General features: G+C 56.8%; 17 protein-coding genes. 9 read left to right on the forward strand and 8 right to left on the reverse strand.

Going from position 1 to position 19,022, the window contains the following annotated elements:
- Positions 1 to 24: 24 nt before the first annotated feature.
- The 3 genes from rpmA (at position 25) to proB (ending at position 2,787) form a co-directional block, all read left to right on the forward strand.
- Entirely contained in the window at positions 25 to 285 is a 261-nt protein-coding gene (gene rpmA / locus BY454_RS14205) for a 50S ribosomal protein L27 (RefSeq protein WP_104417189.1), read from the forward strand.
- Between the two features lie 148 nt (positions 286 to 433).
- The gene (gene cgtA, locus BY454_RS14210) at positions 434 to 1,630 is read left to right on the forward strand and encodes an Obg family GTPase CgtA (RefSeq protein ID WP_104417190.1); all 1,197 of its coding nucleotides are present in this window, start codon (positions 434 to 436) and stop codon (positions 1,628 to 1,630) included.
- Positions 1,631 to 1,662: 32 nt separating this feature from the next.
- Positions 1,663 to 2,787 carry a glutamate 5-kinase gene (proB, locus tag BY454_RS14215; protein ID WP_104417191.1) on the forward strand — a complete coding sequence of 375 codons (1,125 nt, stop codon included), beginning with the start codon at positions 1,663 to 1,665 and terminating at the stop codon, positions 2,785 to 2,787.
- A gap of 82 nt (positions 2,788 to 2,869) precedes the next feature.
- Here proB and rpsT read toward each other — a convergent pair whose 3' ends face one another.
- Positions 2,870 to 3,130, reverse strand: a complete 261-nt coding sequence (rpsT, locus tag BY454_RS14220) for a 30S ribosomal protein S20 (protein WP_104417192.1) — start codon at positions 3,128 to 3,130, stop codon at positions 2,870 to 2,872.
- Positions 3,131 to 3,398: 268 nt separating this feature from the next.
- Here rpsT and murJ point away from each other — a divergent pair, with 268 nt between their 5' ends.
- The 6 genes from murJ (at position 3,399) to ispH (ending at position 11,120) form a co-directional block, all read left to right on the forward strand.
- Positions 3,399 to 5,009 carry a murein biosynthesis integral membrane protein MurJ gene (murJ, locus tag BY454_RS14225; protein ID WP_219820639.1) on the forward strand — a complete coding sequence of 537 codons (1,611 nt, stop codon included), beginning with the start codon at positions 3,399 to 3,401 and terminating at the stop codon, positions 5,007 to 5,009.
- Positions 5,010 to 5,126: 117 nt separating this feature from the next.
- Entirely contained in the window at positions 5,127 to 6,104 is a 978-nt protein-coding gene (gene ribF, locus BY454_RS14230; RefSeq protein WP_104417194.1) for a bifunctional riboflavin kinase/FAD synthetase, read from the forward strand.
- 73 nt (positions 6,105 to 6,177) lie between these two features.
- Complete coding sequence (gene ileS, locus BY454_RS14235; protein WP_104417195.1) at positions 6,178 to 8,997, forward strand: isoleucine--tRNA ligase; 2,820 nt, start codon at positions 6,178 to 6,180, stop codon at positions 8,995 to 8,997.
- A gap of 23 nt (positions 8,998 to 9,020) precedes the next feature.
- Entirely contained in the window at positions 9,021 to 9,518 is a 498-nt protein-coding gene (gene lspA, locus BY454_RS14240) for a signal peptidase II (RefSeq protein ID WP_104417196.1), read from the forward strand.
- Positions 9,519 to 9,535: 17 nt separating this feature from the next.
- Entirely contained in the window at positions 9,536 to 9,988 is a 453-nt protein-coding gene (locus BY454_RS14245; RefSeq protein WP_104417197.1) for an FKBP-type peptidyl-prolyl cis-trans isomerase, read from the forward strand.
- Positions 9,989 to 10,166: 178 nt separating this feature from the next.
- Complete coding sequence (gene ispH / locus BY454_RS14250) at positions 10,167 to 11,120, forward strand: 4-hydroxy-3-methylbut-2-enyl diphosphate reductase (RefSeq protein WP_104417198.1); 954 nt, start codon at positions 10,167 to 10,169, stop codon at positions 11,118 to 11,120.
- Between the two features lie 22 nt (positions 11,121 to 11,142).
- Here ispH and BY454_RS14255 read toward each other — a convergent pair whose 3' ends face one another.
- From BY454_RS14255 to BY454_RS14290, 7 genes are all read right to left on the reverse strand, one after another.
- Positions 11,143 to 11,571: a type IV pilin protein gene (locus tag BY454_RS14255; RefSeq protein ID WP_308471512.1), complete on the reverse strand. Its 429-nt coding sequence runs from the start codon at positions 11,569 to 11,571 to the stop codon at positions 11,143 to 11,145.
- Positions 11,572 to 12,043: 472 nt separating this feature from the next.
- Positions 12,044 to 15,445 carry a pilus assembly protein gene (locus BY454_RS14265; RefSeq protein WP_104417200.1) on the reverse strand — a complete coding sequence of 1,134 codons (3,402 nt, stop codon included), beginning with the start codon at positions 15,443 to 15,445 and terminating at the stop codon, positions 12,044 to 12,046.
- 59 nt (positions 15,446 to 15,504) lie between these two features.
- The gene (locus tag BY454_RS14270; RefSeq protein ID WP_104417201.1) at positions 15,505 to 16,002 is read right to left on the reverse strand and encodes a pilus assembly PilX family protein; all 498 of its coding nucleotides are present in this window, start codon (positions 16,000 to 16,002) and stop codon (positions 15,505 to 15,507) included.
- A complete protein-coding gene (locus BY454_RS14275) occupies positions 16,002 to 17,135 on the reverse strand; it encodes a PilW family protein (RefSeq protein WP_104417202.1) in 1,134 nt (377 codons plus the stop codon). The genes BY454_RS14270 and BY454_RS14275 overlap by 1 nt, the downstream gene beginning before the upstream one ends.
- A complete protein-coding gene (pilV, locus tag BY454_RS14280; RefSeq protein ID WP_181049710.1) occupies positions 17,135 to 17,623 on the reverse strand; it encodes a type IV pilus modification protein PilV in 489 nt (162 codons plus the stop codon). Before pilV ends, BY454_RS14275 begins: the two co-directional genes overlap by 1 nt.
- Positions 17,620 to 18,102 (reverse strand): GspH/FimT family pseudopilin, encoded by a 483-nt coding sequence (locus tag BY454_RS17205; protein WP_104417204.1) that lies wholly within the window; start codon positions 18,100 to 18,102, stop codon positions 17,620 to 17,622. The genes pilV and BY454_RS17205 overlap by 4 nt, the downstream gene beginning before the upstream one ends.
- Positions 18,103 to 18,246: 144 nt before the next feature.
- Positions 18,247 to 18,819, reverse strand: coding sequence for a GspH/FimT family protein (locus BY454_RS14290; protein WP_104417205.1), 573 nt, complete (start codon positions 18,817 to 18,819; stop codon positions 18,247 to 18,249).
- Between the last annotated feature and the right edge of the window lie 203 nt (positions 18,820 to 19,022).

Genomic DNA, 19,022 nt, shown 5'->3' on the forward strand with positions numbered 1-19,022 from the left:
ACCCCCTAGATAAGGAGGCTGGTAATGGCTCATAAAAAGGCAGCAGGTAGTACCCGTAACGGTCGCGATTCCGAGTCGAAACGACTTGGTGTGAAGCGTTTTGGCGGTGAGACTGTTTCTGCAGGCAGCATCATCATTCGTCAGCGTGGCACCCGTTTCCACGCAGGTTCCAACGTTGGCATTGGTAAGGACCACACCCTGTTTGCGAAATCAAACGGCCAGGTGAAGTTCGAAACCAAAGGCCCGCAGAACCGTAAGTTCGTAAGCATCGTTCCGGCTGCGTAAGCAGCGGCGATCCGGTTCTTCGAACCTTGGGCGTTTCTGAAATCCTGATCCTGATATAGTCAGGAGATTGGAAACGCCCGGAGCCCCGCAAAGCTTCCCAGAGGCTGCGGGGCTTTTTAGTTTATGCGCGTTGCGCAAAGGGTTGATCATGAAATTTGTAGATGAAGCCACCATTATTGTCGAAGCCGGCAAGGGCGGCCACGGCTGCCTGAGTTTCCGGCGTGAAAAATACGTCCCCAAGGGCGGCCCCGACGGCGGTGACGGCGGTGATGGCGGCTCTGTCTATCTGGAAGCGGATGGGTCACTGAACACGTTGATCGATTACCGCTTTCAGCGTAAACACAAGGCCCAGAACGGTGAGCCGGGTGCCGGTCGTAACTGCACTGGTAACAAGGCCGATGACCTGGTCCTGCCGGTGCCGGTGGGCACCACCGTGGTGGATATGGATACCCATGAAGTGCTTGGCGACCTGACCCACGAGGGCCAGCGCCTGAAGGTAGCCCAGGGTGGTTTCCATGGCCTGGGCAACACCCGCTTCAAGTCGTCGGTAAATCGTGCGCCGCGCCAGACCACCAAGGGTAGTGAAGGTGAGCTGCGCAATCTGCGCCTGGAATTGAAGGTATTGGCAGATGTCGGACTGCTGGGGTTGCCCAATGCGGGCAAGTCCACCTTTATCCGCTCCGTGTCGGCGGCCAAGCCGAAGGTGGCCAATTACCCGTTCACCACCCTGGTGCCGAATCTGGGTGTGGTCAGCGTGCAGGCCCACCAGAGTTTTGTGATTGCTGATATTCCCGGCCTGATTGAAGGTGCCGCTGAAGGTGCCGGCCTGGGTATTCGTTTCCTCAAGCACCTGGTGCGCACCCGTCTGCTGCTACATCTGGTGGATGTGGCACCCTACGACGGCAGCTCGCCGGCCGAATCCGTGCGCACGATTGCCAATGAGCTGGAAAAATTCAGCGAGACCCTGGCCAGCCGCCCCCGTTGGCTGGTGCTGAACAAAGTGGACATGATCGCCGAGCAGGACCGCGAGGCCCACTGTCAGGCGATTGTGGACGAGCTTGGCTGGGACGGCCCGGTATTCTGGATTTCTGCATTGACCGGTGAGGGCACCAAGCCGCTGGTGCAGGCGATTATGCGCTGGATTGAAGAACAGGCTGAGCAGGAAAAAGAGAATCCGGAAGTGGCCGAGCAGGAGGCCGAACGTCGCCGCCGGATGGACGAAGAGGCGCGTGCCCGCATCGAGGCTGAAAAGCAGGCCCGTCGGGAAGCTCGCCAGAATGACGATGACGACTTCGACGACGATGATGACGATGACGGCGTGGAAGTGGTCTACGCCCCTTACTAACACGGACCAACTCCGGAGATCTTGGCAACACCATGACTGAACGAGCCCAGTTGCGTCAGGCCCGCCGCCTGGTGATCAAAATCGGAAGCGCCTTGCTGACCAATGACGGCAAGGGGCTGGATGAGGCCGCTCTGGGTCTGTGGGTGGATCAGATTGCCGAGCTGGTGGAAGACGGCGTGGAGATTGTCATCGTCTCCTCCGGTGCCGTGGCAGTAGGCATGAGTCGGCTGGGCTGGCACACGCGCCCCGACCAGTTGCACGAATTGCAGGCTGCTGCCGCTGTGGGGCAGATGGGTCTGGTGCAGACCTGGGAGGCCCAGTTCAAGCGCCATGATATTCACACCGCGCAGATCCTGCTGACCCACGACGACCTTTCTGATCGTAAGCGCTACCTAAATGGCCGCAGTACGCTTCGCGCGCTATTGGACGTGGGGGTTATCCCCATCGTTAACGAAAACGACACCGTGGTGACCGACGAAATCCGCTTTGGCGATAACGACACCCTGGGTGCTCTGGTGACCAACCTCGTGGATGCGGACGGGTTAATCATCCTTACCGATCAGGTGGGGTTGTTCAATAAAGATCCGCGCAAGCATTCCGATGCCACGCTGGTCACTGAAAGTCGCGCCAGTGATCCTGCCCTAGACGTTATGGCGGGCGGTGGCGCCGGTGCCCTGGGGCGTGGGGGGATGGTGACCAAGTTGCGGGCCTCACGCCTGGCGGCCCGGTCGGGCGCTTTCACGGTGATTGCAGGTGGTCGTATTGAGCATGTGATTGCCCGTCTTCGCCAAGGGGATGTTATTGGCACCCTGTTGTTGCCTGAGCAGGGTCGGGTAGCCGCCCGCAAACAGTGGATTGCCGGTCACCTGCAAACCCGGGGTCGGCTCACCCTGGATGCCGGTGCTGTGAAAGGCGTGTGCCTGAGTGGGCGCAGTCTGTTGCCGGTGGGTGTGAAGATGGTGGCTGGCCAGTTTCGCCGGGGCGAGATGGTCTCGTGTGTGGATGAGAATGGCCGTGAAGTGGCGCGCGGGCTGGTGAACTATGATGCTGGTGAGGCCCGGGCCATTATTGGTCATTCCAGTGACCGGATTACTGAAGTGTTGGGGTATGTCTCCGATGAGGAAATGATTCACCGGGATAATCTGGTGATTGTGTGATGGCGATGATTGTTGTCAACTGATCTCCAGACACAAAAAAACCGGCTCGAAAGCCGGTTTTTTTGTACCTCGAATCGGTGCCTTACAGGGCCTTGATCCGAGTGTTCAGGCGGCTCTTGGTGCGAGCAACCTTGTTCTTGGCGAAGATGCCTTTGTTGACCATGCTGTCCATGATCGGCTGGGCTTCTTTCAGAGCAGCCTTGGCTTCTTCGGCGTTGCCAGCGTTGATTTTGGCTTCGACCTTCTTGATGTAAGTGCGGGCCATGGAACGCAGGCTGGCGTTGTGCTTGCGGTTAACCTCGTTCTGACGAGCGCGCTTTTTGGCTTGCGGGGTATTTGCCACCGTAAAACTCCTGAAATTCGTTGCTAGAAATACTGAAACTGTTTAGATCGCGGGCGCGCCAAAAACAGCGCGTCGATATAAATGACGCGGAACTATGCCGCTGAATGGCTGAGATGTCAAGATCCGTGGGCGGTGGATGCCAGTGCCAGGGAGGCTTGTGGTACACTCCTGCAACCTTTAAAACAGCGCTTTTACCCAAGGATACGCGCTGTTATGTGGATTACCGAAATGCCGCCCGGCATTAACCCTGATTTCCGGACCTGAATGCATGTCATCTGAACTTCAGCCACCATCCCCCTCCGAGTCTGGAGATCAAAAACCGGTGAAGCCATCGCCGGCAAAAGCGCCGGGGTTGCTGCGCTCTTCCAGCGTCGTGGGTTCGATGACCATGCTCTCCCGGGTGCTGGGGCTGGTGCGGGACATGGTCATTGCCCGCTATTTTGGGGCCGGGGCTGGTGCCGATGCCTTCTTTGTTGCCTTTAAGATTCCCAACTTTTTGCGGCGCCTGTTCGCGGAGGGGGCCTTTTCCCAGGCGTTTGTGCCGGTATTGTCCTCTTATCGGGAAAAACAGGATATTTCCGAAGTAAAGCGGCTGGTGGATGCCGTTGCCGGCTCGCTGGGGCTGGTGTTGCTGGCGGTCACATTGGTGGCGATGCTCGGCTCACCGGTGCTGACAGCGATTTTTGCGCCCGGCTTTCTGGATGATGAGGTGAAATTTGGTCTCGCCAGCGACATGCTGCGCATCACCTTTCCGTATCTGTTGCTGATCTCTCTGACGGCCTTCGCTGGCGGTATCCTGAACAGTTATGACCGTTTCGCGGTTCCGGCCTTCACGCCGGTGCTGCTGAACCTGGCCATGATCGCCGCAGCGGTGTTCCTCACGCCGGTCATGCAGGAGCCGGTGATGGCGCTGGCCTGGGGCGTGTTCATTGCCGGTGCCCTGCAGCTGTTTTTCCAGTTGCCGTTCCTGATGCGCCTGGGGCTGATGCCGAGGCCCCGGGTGGATTATCGCCACGAAGGGGTCAGTCGTATATTGAAGTTGATGGCACCGGCCCTGTTTGGTGTTTCGGTCAGCCAGATCAACCTGCTGCTGGATACCGTGCTGGCGTCTTTCCTGCAGACCGGCAGTGTGTCCTGGCTGTACTATTCCGACCGTCTGTCGGAATTGCCACTGGGTGTTTTCGGCATCGCCATTGGCACCGTGATCCTGCCCAGTCTGTCCCGCAAGCACGCGGCGGCCTCGGCGGAGCAGTTTGCCGCCACCCTGGATTGGGCGGTCCGGGCGGTGCTGCTGATCGGTGTGCCGGCGGCGTTGGCGCTGGTTCTGCTGGCCGAGCCCCTGATTGCCACCCTGTTCCACTACGGGGAGGTGACCGACCGGGATGTGGTGATGTCGGCTCAGAGCCTGCGCGCCTATTCGGCGGGCCTGCTGGCCTTTATGCTGATCAAGGTGCTGGCCCCCGGTTTCTTTGCCCGGGAGGATACAAGAACGCCGGTCAAAATTGGTGTGATCGCCATGGTGGCCAACATGGCGTTCAACCTTGCCCTGATTGTGCCGCTGGCCCATGCCGGGCTGGCGTTGGCGACCGCGCTGTCCGCCTGGCTGAACGGCTTCCTGCTATGGCGCGGCCTGCGCAGGGAAGGGGCCTGGAAGAGTCAGCCGGGCTGGCCAAAGTTTTTGCTTCAACTGGCCTTCGCCAATGCTGTGCTGGCGGCCGTCATCCTCTGGCTGAATGTTCCGGCCGCCGAGTGGTTCGCGGCGGGCGGCGTCCAACGTGCGCTGGATATGTCGGTGATTGTGGTGGCCGGGGTGGTGGCCTACTTTGTCGTGCTGGCGACGGTTGGCGTCAGGGTGCGACATTTCCGACAGCCATTGTAAGCGGGTGATTTCTACACACCCGGCTCCTGAGGTATAATCGCGCGTTTTCTCACCAGTGCTTTGCCTCCGGGCACAAGCGCCCAAAGCCATCAGCCGGCAAGTGAAGGTTCGTCGTACATGCGTCTGATTCGAGGCCTGACCAATCTGCAGGGGCTTGCGGGTAACCCGCGGTCGCCGCTGGCCCGTGGCTGTGTGGCAACCATCGGCAATTTTGATGGCGTTCACCTCGGACACAAGACCATCATTGACCAGGTCCGCGATAAGGCAGCGGAACTGAACGTGCCGTCGGTGGTCGTTATCTTCGAGCCCCAGCCACGTGAGTTCTTCCAAGGAGAGGAGGCACCGCCCCGGCTGATGCCCTTCCGGCAGAAATTCGAGGCCTTGTTGGCCGAAGGCGTGGATGTGGTTTTGTGCATTCAGTTTAACGAACGCTTTCGCAGTTACTCTGCCATGGACTTCATCGAAGAAATCCTGATTCGGGGGCTGGGCGTGCACCACCTGGTGGTGGGTGACGACTTCCGTTTCGGATGTGATCGCGCCGGTGACTTCAACTTGCTGGAGCAGGTTGGTGACGAACGTGGTTTCACGGTGGAGAACACCCACACCGTGATGGTGGATGGCGAACGGGTGAGCAGCACCCGGGTTCGCAACCTGCTGAACGTGAATGGCCTGGAGCAGGCCGAGGTTCTGCTGGGGCATCGTTACCGTATCCATGGCCGGGTGGTGTACGGCCGGCAGTTGGGGCGCACCATCGGTGCCCCGACCGCAAATATCCTGTTGCACCAGATGCCTGCGCTGCAGGGCGTTTATGTGGTGCGGGCCAGGACCGATGCCGGTGAATGGTACGACGGTGCCGCCAACATCGGGCTCCGGCCCACCGTGGATGGCAAGCGGCCGTCACTGGAAGTGCACCTGTTTGACTTTGCTGGCACACTTTACGGCCAGCATCTGGAAGTGGTGTTCCGCCACGGTTTGCGGGACGAAGTAAAGTTCGACTCGATTGATGAGTTGAAGCAACAGATAGCCCGGGATTTCGAGCAGGCCCGGCGCTGGCTGGCAGAAAACCCATTGCCGGCCGGTGAAGACGGATTCTGATCCATCAGCCCTGCTGTTTTTGAAGTGACAGACTGACCAACACGCTGACCAACGAGAGAGTGCGCACACAGACATGAGCGACTACAAGCATACCCTGAATCTGCCGGAAACCGCCTTCCCCATGCGCGGTAACCTGGCCAAGCGCGAGCCGGACATGCTCAAGCGCTGGCAGGATCTTGACGTGTACGGCAACCTGCGCAAGCAGCGCGAAGGCCGCGACAAGTTCATCCTGCACGATGGCCCTCCTTACGCCAACGGCAGCATTCACATCGGGCATGCGGTCAACAAAATCATCAAGGACATGATCGTCAAATCCCGTGGCTTCATGGGCTACGATGCGCCTTACGTGCCGGGCTGGGACTGTCACGGTCTGCCCATTGAACACAAAGTGGAGCAGGACATCGGCAAGGCTGGCCAAAAGGTGGACTACAAGACCTTCCGTCAGGCCTGTCGCGATTACGCCGCCAAGCAGATCGAAGGTCAGAAAGCCGACTTCATCCGCCTGGGCGTGATGGGCGAGTGGGACAAGCCGTACCTGACCATGGACCCGAAAGTAGAAGCGGGCATTGTCCGGGCACTGGGCAAGATTGTTGAAAAAGGCCACCTGGTGCGTGGCTACAAGCCGGTTTACTGGAGTGTGGTTGGTCAGTCCGCACTGGCAGAGGCCGAAGTGGAGTACCAGGACAAGACCTCCACCCAGATTGATGTGCGCTTCACTGCCGTGAATCCGGACGACGTCCTCAAGGCCTTCGGCACTACCGAAGGTGAAGGTGATGTGTCCGTGGTGATCTGGACCACCACGCCGTGGACGATCCCGGCCAACCAGGCGGTGTCCATCGGTGCCGATCTGGAATATTCCCTGGTGCAGGTGGATACCGGCAATGGGCCGGAGCGCCTGATCCTGGCCACCGACATGGTGCAAGGCATCATGGCACGCTGGGGTGTGGAAGATTACAAAGTGCTGGCCAACGTGGCCGGTGCCGCCCTGGAAAAACAGCCGCTGCATCACCCGATCTACGACAAGCAGGTGCCGCTGATCCTGGGCGAGCACGTGTCCCTGGATGCCGGTACCGGTGCCGTCCATACCGCGCCGGACCACGGCCTGGAAGATTTCGAGGTGGGCAAGGAATACGGCATCGACACCCTGAACCTGGTGAAAGCCGACGGTACCTATACCGAGGCGGCCGAAGAATTTGCCGGTGTGCATGTGTACAAGGCCGATGAGCCGGTGTGCGCCGCTCTTGAGCGTGAAGGCAAGCTGGTTCGCTCGGAAAAATTCCGCCACAGCTACCCGCACTGCTGGCGTACCAAGACCCCGCTGATCTACCGGGCCACGCCGCAGTGGTTCATCAGCATGGACAAGCTCAACCTCCGTGCCGATGCCCTGGAAGCGATCAAGGGCGTGCGCTGGGTGCCGGCGTGGGGCCAGAACCGCATTGAAGCGATGTTCGAGCAGAGCCCGGATTGGTGTGTCTCGCGCCAGCGTACCTGGGGCGTGCCCATCACCCTGTTCGTGCACAAGGAAACCCAGGATCTGCACCCGAACACCAAGGAACTGATCCAGAAAGTCGCCGATGTGATCGAAACCGACGGCATTGACGCCTGGTACGAACTGGATCAGGGCGAGCTGCTGGGCGCGGACGCTGACGACTATGAAAAAGTGACCGACACACTGGATGTCTGGTTCGATTCCGGCGTGACCCACGACTCGGTATTGCGGGTTCGTGAAGAGCTGGGCCAGTTCCCGGCGGACCTGTATCTGGAAGGCTCGGACCAGCATCGGGGCTGGTTCCAGTCGTCCCTGAAGACGTCCATCGCCATCAACGGCGTGGCGCCGTACAAGCAGGTACTGACCCACGGTTTCACCGTGGATGGCCAGGGCCACAAGATGTCCAAATCCAGGGGCAACGTGATTGCGCCCCAGGAAGTCATGAACGAACTGGGTGCCGACATCCTGCGCCTGTGGGTGGCCGCCACTGACTACAGCGGCGAGATGACCGTATCCAAGGGCATCCTGAAGCAGACGGCGGACGGCTATCGCCGGATTCGCAACACCTCGCGCTTCCTGCTGAGCAACCTGAGCGGCTTCGACCCGGCCCAACACATGGTGGCCCCGGAAGACATGATCGCCCTGGACCGCTGGATGGTGGACAAGGCGCTGCAATTGCAGAAAGAAATCCACGAGGACTTCGGCAACTACGCCTTCCTGCGGATTTATCACAAGGTATACAACTTCTGTGAATCCACCCTGGGTGGCTTCTACCTGGACATCATCAAGGATCGCCAGTACACCACCCAGGCGGACAGCCTGGCGCGGCGCTCTGCCCAGACCGCGCTCTATCATGTCGCCGAAGCTCTGGTGCGCTGGATTGCGCCGATCCTGAGCTTTACCGCTGACGAGATCTGGCAGCACCTGCCGGGCGAGCGCGGCGACACCGTGTTCTATGAAACCTGGTACGAAGGCCTTACCGAACTGCCGGCGGATTCCGAACTGGGCCGTGACTACTGGGCCGACATTTTTGCGGTAAAAGAAGCCGTCAACAAATGCCTGGAAGATGCCCGTGGCCGGGGTGAGATCAAAGGCTCCCTGACTGCAGAAGTGGAGCTTTACTGCGAAGGTGAATTGGCTGAACGGCTTAAACATCTCGGTGACGAGCTGCGTTTCGTGCTGATCACGTCCGAGGCTACCGTGAAGCCGGTAAGTGAGGCTGACGGAGCCGAACAAGCTGGTGTGGAAGGGTTGCTGGTGAAAGTAACGCCATCTGCCAACCCGAAGTGCGAGCGCTGCTGGCATCACCGTGAAGACGTCGGCCAGAACGAGCAGTACGACGATCTGTGCGGCCGCTGCGTGACCAACGTGGAAGGCCCGGGTGAAACCCGCGCCTATGCCTGATGAACGGGCTGACAGGCGTAGTGATGACTGAAGGCAAGGCGGGTAGCAAGCTGAAATGGCTGTGGCTGGCGGTTTTGGTGATCGCGGTTGATCTCGGCACCAAGGCGCTGGCCAGCGCCATGCTGACCTATGCCGATCCGGTGCCGGTGCTGCCCAGCTTCAACCTGACGCTGTTGCACAACACCGGCGCAGCCTTCAGCTTCCTGGCCAATGCCGAGGGCTGGCAACGCTGGTTCTTCGTGGCGTTGGCATTGATTGTCAGCGTGGTGCTGGTGACCTGGCTGCGAAAGCTCAAAGCCAATGAAACCTGGACCGCCATCGCCATCGTACTGATTCTTGGCGGCGCCCTGGGCAATGTCTATGACCGGGTGGTGCACGGTTACGTGGTGGATTTCCTGCACTTCTACTGGCAGGACTGGCATTTCCCCGCCTTTAACCTGGCCGACACCGCCATCACCATTGGCGCGGCCATGATGATACTCGACTTATTCCGCAAACCCGCCGACGGCGGCGATGCCTGAAGGAGTGATACACACTCATGAAAGATTTAGCCGTAGATAAAGGTACCCGCGTAAAACTGAACTTCGCCCTGAAGATTAAGGATGGTGAAGTAGTGGATACCACGTTTGATAAAGAACCGGCCACCCTGGAAATTGGCGATGAGAACCTGCCGGAAAACTTCGAAGCCCTGATCATGGGTATGAAGGCCGGCGACCACGCCGCCTACGAAGTGAGCCCGGAAAAAGGCTTTGGCCAGCACAACCCCAGCAACGTGCAGAGCTTCAAACGCCACGAGTTCAGCGCTGACATGGTGCTGGAGCCGGGCGTAGTGGTGTCCTTCGCAGACGCCCGCCAACAGGAACTGCCCGGCGTAATCAGCCGCGTGGAAGGTGACGAAGTGGACGTGGACTTCAACCATCCGCTGGCAGGGCGTACACTGGAATTTGAAGTGGAAATTCTGGACGTGGAACCGGCAGGGCCGACGCACTAAGGGCTGAAGTCTTATCCGCTCTTGCTGGCCACTCTAAAGTTAGTGGGATGCGGGGAGGCGCTGTCCGGGACTGTCTGCAGCATGGATGCTGCAGTCAAGCGTACAGGGATGTATTCACAGCGTGTCTCGGACAGCGCCTCCTCGCAGCCCGCGGGCGACAAACCCCAAAGGCATCAAAATGCAAATCAGACTGGCAAACCCCCGGGGCTTCTGCGCCGGCGTAGACCGCGCCATTGAAATCGTGAACCGTGCGCTGGACGTGTTCGGGGCGCCCATCTACGTTCGTCACGAAGTGGTTCATAACAAATTCGTGGTCGACAACCTGCGCAACCGGGGTGCCGTGTTCGTGGACGAATTGCACGAAGTGCCGGACGACACCCTCGTGATCTTCAGCGCCCACGGCGTCTCCCAGGCGGTTCAGAAAGAAGCCGAGCGCCGGGGCCTGAAAGTCTTCGACGCCACCTGCCCGCTGGTTACCAAAGTGCACATGGAAGTCATGCGCTACAGCCGCGATGGCCGTGAATGCATCCTGATCGGCCACGAAGGCCACCCGGAAGTGGAAGGCACCATGGGCCAGTACGATGCCAGTAACGGCGGCGCCATCTACCTGGTGGAAAACGAGGAAGACGTGGCCAACCTGGAAGTGAACGACCCGGCTCGCCTCTCGTTTGTGACTCAGACCACCCTCTCCATGGACGACACCGCCCGGGTGATCGACGCCCTGCGCGCCAAGTTCACCGAGATTGAAGGTCCGCGCAAGGACGACATCTGCTACGCCACCCAGAACCGCCAGGACGCGGTGAAGCAACTGGCCAACGACTGCGACCTGATGCTGGTGGTGGGCTCTCCCAACAGCTCCAACTCCAACCGTCTGCGGGAACTGGCCGAGCGCATGGGCACGCCAGCCTACCTGATTGACGAAGCCTCGCAAATTGACCCGCAGTGGCTTGAGGACAAGTTTGCCATTGGCGTCACCGCAGGTGCCTCCGCCCCGGAAGTACTGGTGGCTGAAGTGATCAATCGCTTGAAAGAACTGGGCGGCGAAGAGCCGGAAGAAGTCTCCGGGAGGGAAGAGAACATCGTCTTCTCCATGCCCCGCGAGCTGCGCATCGAGGCGGTCGACGTAAGCTGAAAATTTACTGGATGGCTGGCAATTACCAGCAATCGGTTTGGGCGGCGCCCCGATTACCCTGTTCGTCCAACGTCAATGTTCCACAGTCATCTCCGGTCTGGCCACCCGTCGGTACAGCTTGAAGTGTGAAGGTATCTCTGGCCACGTTACCTGAGAAACTGATGTTGTAGAAGGCAGTACCGTTCCGGGGTGATTGGTCAAAGGGGAGAGTCGGGTTGTTGCCAGCTTCGCGATAATCAAACCCGTTGGAATAACGACGCTCCATCCACTGAGCGAGTTCCATGAGGTCTGCCTGGGCTGTTGTTCTTCTGGTCTGCTCCACTTGGTTCTGGTAGGAAGGGAAGGCAATGGCGGCAATGATTCCTATGATCGTAATTGTGATCATCAGCTCTATCAGGGTGAAGCCGGCAGAGCGGTTCATCTCTGGAGTCATGTATTGGGATTTGATCATCAAAATGTCATCACTCGTTTGTTTGGAAGTTTCGGGAGACTCTGATCTCCGGATTATTAATTGATTACCCTGAGAGACTTTATCTGCCTGGCGCCGCGGCTGGAATCTATCACTGGCCCCGCCACGAACTCGACCCGATCTCCGGGCTCAAGCCGATTGATCACTTGCTCCCTTGACCAGACGGCTCCGTTAAACTGAATGACACGATCCAAGACATATGATCTGTCATCAATGATCAACAATGATTGCTCTGGCGCTACGGAGTTCAGCGCACCCCTCTCAATTCTGCCTTGCGTAATCGGGTGTTGCTCCGACCCAGGCATTTCTTCCGCCATCGCAAAGTAGGGTGGCAGTGACAGTGCTAGCATAAAAGTCATCAATGTCAGAGGCCGCACAGTGATAAGCAAGTTTTGGTTTATCATTATTACACCTGTCCGTTAGTTCACTATTGATCAGATCGGGTCACAACTCTTTAGCGGAGCTGCTCCCAGGTCTGTCGGCCTATGTTTGAACCCAATGACCGAGCGCATAGAGCATCCTTGCATGGATCTTCTGGATTGATTTGGTTGGGGTTCTGTCCCGGAAGTAGAACTTCGCTGTCGCCGCTACTGTTTGCGATTGTTCTGTTTTCACCACCATAACCTTGCTGGATGCCGCTGGGAGCATAGTCAACTACAATATCTCCGGCATTGAATATGCCGTCACTGTTTAGGTCAAAAACTGGAGTATCGGATGGCTCTCCGGAGCTCAATTTCAAATCCATGATGAATCCGGTTCTGCCACTTGAACACGGGTTATCATCCGGGATGACGGTTGTGAACCTCACTCTGTCAGGGTTGACGCCGAAAGGGAAAGTTGCCCTGCTGATAACCCGCTCACCGGTCAGGTCGTCATCATAAACCAGATCCAGGAACCAGCCACTCTCGGATGTCAAGTTATTTTCTGAGGTCTCACGAACAGTAAAGGTATTTGTTCCATTGCCTGAGGCCCGGTCTACCGTCACAGTTTCCTGATTGGTTATGGTCTGCTTAAGCAGATCTGAACGGGTGAGGTTGCTTTGAGAAAGGTCATCCTGAATCGCGTACAGGCTTTGAACACTGAAGTTGCCTTCATCGCCATTCTGGATAAAGCTGCCCGTTCCGAACGCCAGAACCAGTTCGTCGGCATTCGAAGGGTTCACCGCGACCCTTGGCGCCACCGTGATCGGTTGAGCGGTGCCAATGCTGTCCGCAGCGGTAAATAACCGGCTAGCAGACCATTTGTTGGTGTTTGTACCGGTGAGGTCGAATCGCCACACATTCCCAAGTAGATCGCCGCCATAGGCATATCGGGTGACGGCGTCGGTTTCCGGGAAACTAGTAACCACGGGCGCAGCCAGCCCGTTGGGGCTGATTGCGCTACCCACGCCGGTTTCAAGCTCGTCAACCAGCGTGCCGTTTTCCAGATCGACAACAAAGAGGCTGGATTGGTCACTGGTTCCGTTGTATCCGTTTCCAAAAATCGCAACCCAGTAACCATTTTCAAGCCTTGCTATTTGTGGATCGGTAACGCCGTAGCCTAGGTTTGCGTGTGTAAATTCCCAAAGCACATCGTCTGCTGGTGAAAAAGAGCCCGGATCTGTTACATCAAGAGCAAACACCGTTTTTCCACCTAGCCCCATAGCGCCGACTAAAACCGTTCTCCATTCTTTGTCGCCATCACCGTCTTTATCAATGTAGGCGTCCTGCACTCTGGGGGTGCCATCCATGAAATACTTATGGGTGTAATCAGAAAGCATCAGCTCGGAGATGCGTGCGTGCGTGTCAGTGCCGCTTGGCAGTAACAATTCTCCAGGCACGTAGCCGAACAGCTCGCTGCCATTTTCGCTGTTGAATGCGTGCAGAATGCCGTCGTTGGCAGGCACGTACACCGTATCAATTCGATTCTGATAGGTAGTAGTGGACCGGAATGCTCCATAACTTTTGCCCTCGTCGCCTGGAAGGCGGGCGAACCCGAAGTTAGGATTCCCGACAAACTGAGGGTTGGCGTTGATGATATCGCCGAGTAGCCGGGTGACGGTTGCGCCTGACTCGTCGATGGTATCCCTTGAACGGAAAGCATTGTTGGCGTTGGTATCGCCATGAAGCCACGCCAGGCGCTGATGTCCAAGTCCGTCCTGCACCGATGCCAGTGTCGGGTCCGCGTTCAGTGCAGCCTCCTGAGCACTGGAAAGATTCGATAATGAGCCGCTGTTTTCAAATGCCAGTTCAACGCCTGACGTACCGTTGTAGGTAACCAGAGTCCGACTGCCGGGATCGGTGCTGGCAAGAATAGTCTCAGCGTCCCAGATCTGGGTTCCTTGGTCGAAATTGAACGCTGACAGTGTGCCGGACCAGTCTTCGCTGCGGAAACCCGCGAAATATCCGACTGACTCTGTTCGGAGTACCGCAGAGCTAACCGCCGCTGCCGCGGCGGAGGTCTGGGCCCGGGCAACAGCATCACCGAGAAACTCCTGAATTGCAGAAGTAAAGGTTTCCGGGTCGGCTGCGCTGGCAAAGCCTCCCCGGCCGTTGATTGCAGCATGCAGTAGATCATCGACATTCTCGGAGCCTCGATTGCGAGCAGGCTCGGGCCAGTTGATTGTGGCGCCGGACTCAATGGCGGCTGTTGCCTCTGCCTCAGAAATCTCACCAGCAACCCCAAGACCGACGGTAAACGTTACCATGTGCTGCCAGAAGGCAGGATCGACACTGCTCGGTGGCACCTCGTTGTCGAGGTCGCTACGAAGATCGTTCTTCCAGTATTTCATGGCCACATCTGCGAGTGTGTTTGAATGGGTGTCTGAGAATGGAGATCCGGGTTGATAGGAGAAGTCCTCGCCATCAGGATCCGGATTCGTATATGACGGGCCGGCGGTGTTGTCAATGTGGCCAACATCCGGGTTAGTGCCGTTCCAGATACCGTCTGTCATAAGAATGGCAAAGCTTTGCCTGCACTCGAGATGGTCGGTCGTATCATTGGTGCCGGGATTTGCTCCCCAAGGACCTTCGTTGTCAGATCTCGAGTAGTACTCGCCAGTATCTTCCAGTGCGGTTCTCAGGGGAGTACCTCCATAGACGGTTTTCTCATGCAGCCATTTGAGGAATTCCTGCCGCCGAGTGTTGGTGTAGGGGCGGACCCCGCTGATGACCGTGTCAGTGTCTTGCTTGCCGTCAACAGTGTTGTTGTTTACGTTGATGGCGCCGTAACCCAATCTGATGAATTCTGGCAGGGTGAAGAATGCCTCGGTGATACCCGACTTTGCCGCTTTCGCGCGAGTGCTGTAGTACGAAAACCAATTCGCGTAATTCTGTTTCACTTCGGCCGATGCGTCATTGATCAAAACAGCATCGTAGCAGTCGTTATCCTTTGGGTTTGCCCGGCACTGATCTGTATCCTTAAGATCCATGTAGAATCCTTCTTCTAGAGGATTCGAATCAAAGCGGATATAGGTACTTAAATTATCGCGGTATGAATTAGGATCGAAACCGTTGACCGGGGCGTTCGTATAATCCGAATTTGGATACCGGCCGCTGCCATCAGGCTTGAAGGGGGGCAGGTAGGTGACTTCCGGGTTGTAGTAGACTTTGTTCACAGCGCTGGAATAATACCAGTTATCATTAATGTCATAGGCTAGGGTATCTGGCATGTAACGCCACCCCATGGACCCAGAGTCGTCAAATATGAACATTAGGTTGGGGTCGACGGATTCTTTCAAAAACAAAGGTACAGAGGCCAGGTTGACCTGACCATAGGCGGCTTGGGAGGTCGCGATCGTGAAAAGCAGGGCCGCGGAGAACGCCGAGGGCCGCGCAGTTCCCAATCTTTTTAGCCTCGATATTAATTGGTGGTTCATAGTGGCTTCTCCATGGGAGCGCTGAACATTGGGATTGATGCTCTTTTTGAAGCACCAGCCTACTGGGGCGCTAACAAAACGGTTGACTGCAGAACGCTGATGGCGTCAGGGCTTCCCCCCTGTCCTCTGGACGTCACCTCAAAGCGCTCAAAACAGGGTTGGCCCGGTTCGATCGGGCAGACTTCCGCCAGCCGGGCTAAATGATAAACAGGCTGTGCGCTTACGGTTGGACCGGCGTTGCCGGTTCCGGTTGGTGCCGGGCTGGCGCCATCCCAGTTCCAGGGTGTGTCCAGCCTCGCAGTCGTAAATGCAGTTTGTCGTGTTGCGAGATTTCCCATCAGGTCGGTCTCAGCCTGGCGAAGCCCGGCTTCCGTGGCCTGGAAGGAGATGGCGTCATCGTGCGCGTTGCTGGCCATGCGCTCCTGCATGATGGAGCCCTGCATGCCGCCTATGGCCAAGAGCGAAATCAGCAGAAGCATAACAAGAGCGACAATAAGAGAGGCGCCTTTCTGTTTCGCCATCTGTGATGCAGGGCGGGGTTTCATTGATGATGCCATTACATTCTTCCCCGGATCGTAGTGGTACTGACAGATACAATCCGCACTCGCCTGTCCCCGTTATTGCCTTGTGCAACTTCACTTCCGAGCATGGCAAAAGTACGGCTGTTTTCCTCTTCAAGGACTTCATCCTGGCTTCGGGTCATTACTGAGAATCGTATGCTTGCCACGGAACCCCAATCGTCAACTTCATCGGCTGGCAAGTAAGTGTCCGCTGCACTGGTGCCATTGGTGTTGACGCCGTAGAGAATCTGCAGGGTTTCGACGCCAGAGACCAGTTCCTGGGGTGGCTGTAGCGGGGTCATCAACCTCCGAAAAAGGGCGGGCTCGCCGTTTGTTCCTTTACCAATGTAGTAGGCCATGGCGGTGAACTCGTAGACTCTGGTTTCAGGCTCATAGGCAAGATTGAAGTTATGTCCGTCGTTGCCGGGGGTGATATTGCCGCCGGCCATTGTAAGCGCACTGGAATTCGCATTGTTACTTTTCTGAAACAACTCGCCTTCAGAGCAGTCCCCTAGCGTCGCAAGAACAACCCTGTTTACTGGAATGCCTGAGTTGTCCTCGAGATTGATGCTGTTCCCATTCTGGGGGTTGGCTGCTTTGACCGGCACGGTGAGCGGAGTAAGCGCGTTAACAATAATCACGTCCGAGTTTGTCACCACGGACCCCTTCAGGTCTGCCGGCAGCGCCGCTCCCGCTGAACCAGACTTCCAATTTCCCGTCGCAGGTGTGGAAAGAGTGCCAGCCAATGTGATGGTGTCGCCTGGACCAGTATTACTGTACTCCCACCCCCGCACGGCCTGGGTTAATAGCACAGGGAGGTTTCCCTTGAGGCGGTTATCAACGACCTGGTCCAACGGCCTGCCCATTTCTGCCAGGCAGCCGAAGCTGCCGGCGGAGCGGAAGTCCGGCATCAGGACCGAAGATACAAAACGTGTGCTTTCCTGAGCATGAGCAAGGCCCTGGGTCTGGCGGTAGGTTTGGTTTCCGCTCAGATAAATCTGCGTGACACCAAGCGTTAGCAAAAGTCCAAGCGCTAAGGCAATTATCAGCTCAACCAAAGAAAGCCCGGTCTGCCTTACTGGAGGAAAACCTCTCGAAACTTTGGCGATATCGTTATCCGTTTGGGTCATCAAATCTGTGTCCTCACAACAACGGGCTGCATCGTTTGATCGTCCTGGTCCCAGTCGATTGTCACGGTTACGGTGTTACCATTAACCGCAACTGTTCGCTGGGCAGCAGGTAACAGGCAGGCAAGGCTGTTCTCCCAGCTTGCAATGTCGTTTGCCGCAACGCTCGCGTTTGCCGGCACAAAAGAGGTATCGCAGGCACCATTGTCAGCACCCTGAGCGTTGCCGGAAGCCAACGCGTAAGCGGCTGGATTGTCGGGGTTGGCGCGGATTCGATCGAGAAGGTCTTCTGCGAGCAGAACAGCCTGGCTTCGGTTCTGTGATTGGGAGTTCATCTGTAGGGATACTACTTGAGTGGAAGCAACGCCCAGTATGCCGATTCCCAGCACTAGCACGGTCACAAGGATCTCGATCAATCCGAGACCATACTGCTTGGTTATCCCAGAGCCTGACTCAGGCTTGGGTGGAGTAAAAACCTGTCTGTGACTCATGGGCATACTCCTTCACTTACTGCAACTCTACCGACTGGGCTTACACAAACTCTCTGGGTGGGTGCCCCACTGCTGCCCGTCTGTGCTGTGATCGTAAAGCTCTCGGGTTGCTGAGAAACTAGAAATCCGCGGCGATCAAAAACGAGGTCGCCAGACGTTTCGGTGAAGGTGAGGTTTCCGGGCGGCTCGAATCTGCGAATCTGGTTATTGGCGCAACTGCTGTCGGCGTCGCCCTCATGAACGCACCAACCACTTTGGAGGCCACCGTCAGAGCTGAATGTCACCGTCGTTCCTCGCTTGATTGCTTCTGCTCTGGCCAGTTTTATCGATGAAACTAGAAGATTGCTGCCTGAGACCAGCCGGTTACTCTCTATTAGATTGCCGAAACCCGGCAATGCAAAAGAAGCAATGATCGCAAGGATTACGATTGTTATGAGCAGCTCTATTAATGTGAAGCCTGCAGGTTTTCGCGACACCATGATGCACCTTGTAGAAAAGCTATATCATAATGAAAGCAGACAAGAGCGACGACCGCATCTTGAATTCGATGAACGGTTCTAAACTCGGAGTGAACGGCAATATGAATATTGTTTTGTGACTCATAGCACACTGCCACGGCCCGTTTATGGTGTTGAAGGGCAGGAAATTTGGGTGCCCCATGGAAGGGTCATTTCTCCGTTGTGGTCCTTATCATGGAGAGTTCGAAGGCGTCCTCCGATGTTCAATGCTAGATAGCTCATTTTCGTTTGTTTATCACCGCCCGAACAGGCAATAAGGCTTCCCATGGTTCCATGACTCATGCCATCTGCTGAAAACTGGAAGTAGCCCCGCCCCGCTGTTCTTGAGGTTAATACAGAGTCGGGTGAGGAGAGTGAGATGGTTTTAAATATCCCGGAGTTATCAGGCCTTTTGTCGTTGTTCTTGTCCGCGAAAATCGATATAGGCTGATTCCACTTGTCGATACACCGAAGATGCCGGGATAGTGGACAGATGGTCGTCAGTGTTTTCTGATGCACGGCGTGGAACCTGGCTGCCGAGAAAAGTCTATGAGTGTTATTCACCAGGTTAATATGGCGAGTCGAGGCGATGATGCCCGTCCATGAAGTGGTTGCTAGGCTCGCAATGACAGAAATAAGGGCAAGCGTTAAAGTGAGTTCAATCAGGGTAAGGCCCCTGGCCTTTCTCAGGTGATACATACAACCTCCTTGTCGGATAAATAATGCCAGCGCGGGTCACATCCTGTGACTAGGCGTTATTTGGTCTGTTGAAAACTAATCGGCGTCAGGAAAAAGCTCCGACTGATTGTTACTAATGGGTGCAAAAGTAAGCGAACATCATTTATAATGTAGGTATTATTCGTCAACTTTATCGGATACCTACACTCATGCGCCATGATGAC

Origin of the sequence: Marinobacter persicus, from assembly GCF_002934325.1 — a bacterium.
GTDB classification, from domain to species: Bacteria; Pseudomonadota; Gammaproteobacteria; order Pseudomonadales; family Oleiphilaceae; genus Marinobacter; species Marinobacter persicus_A.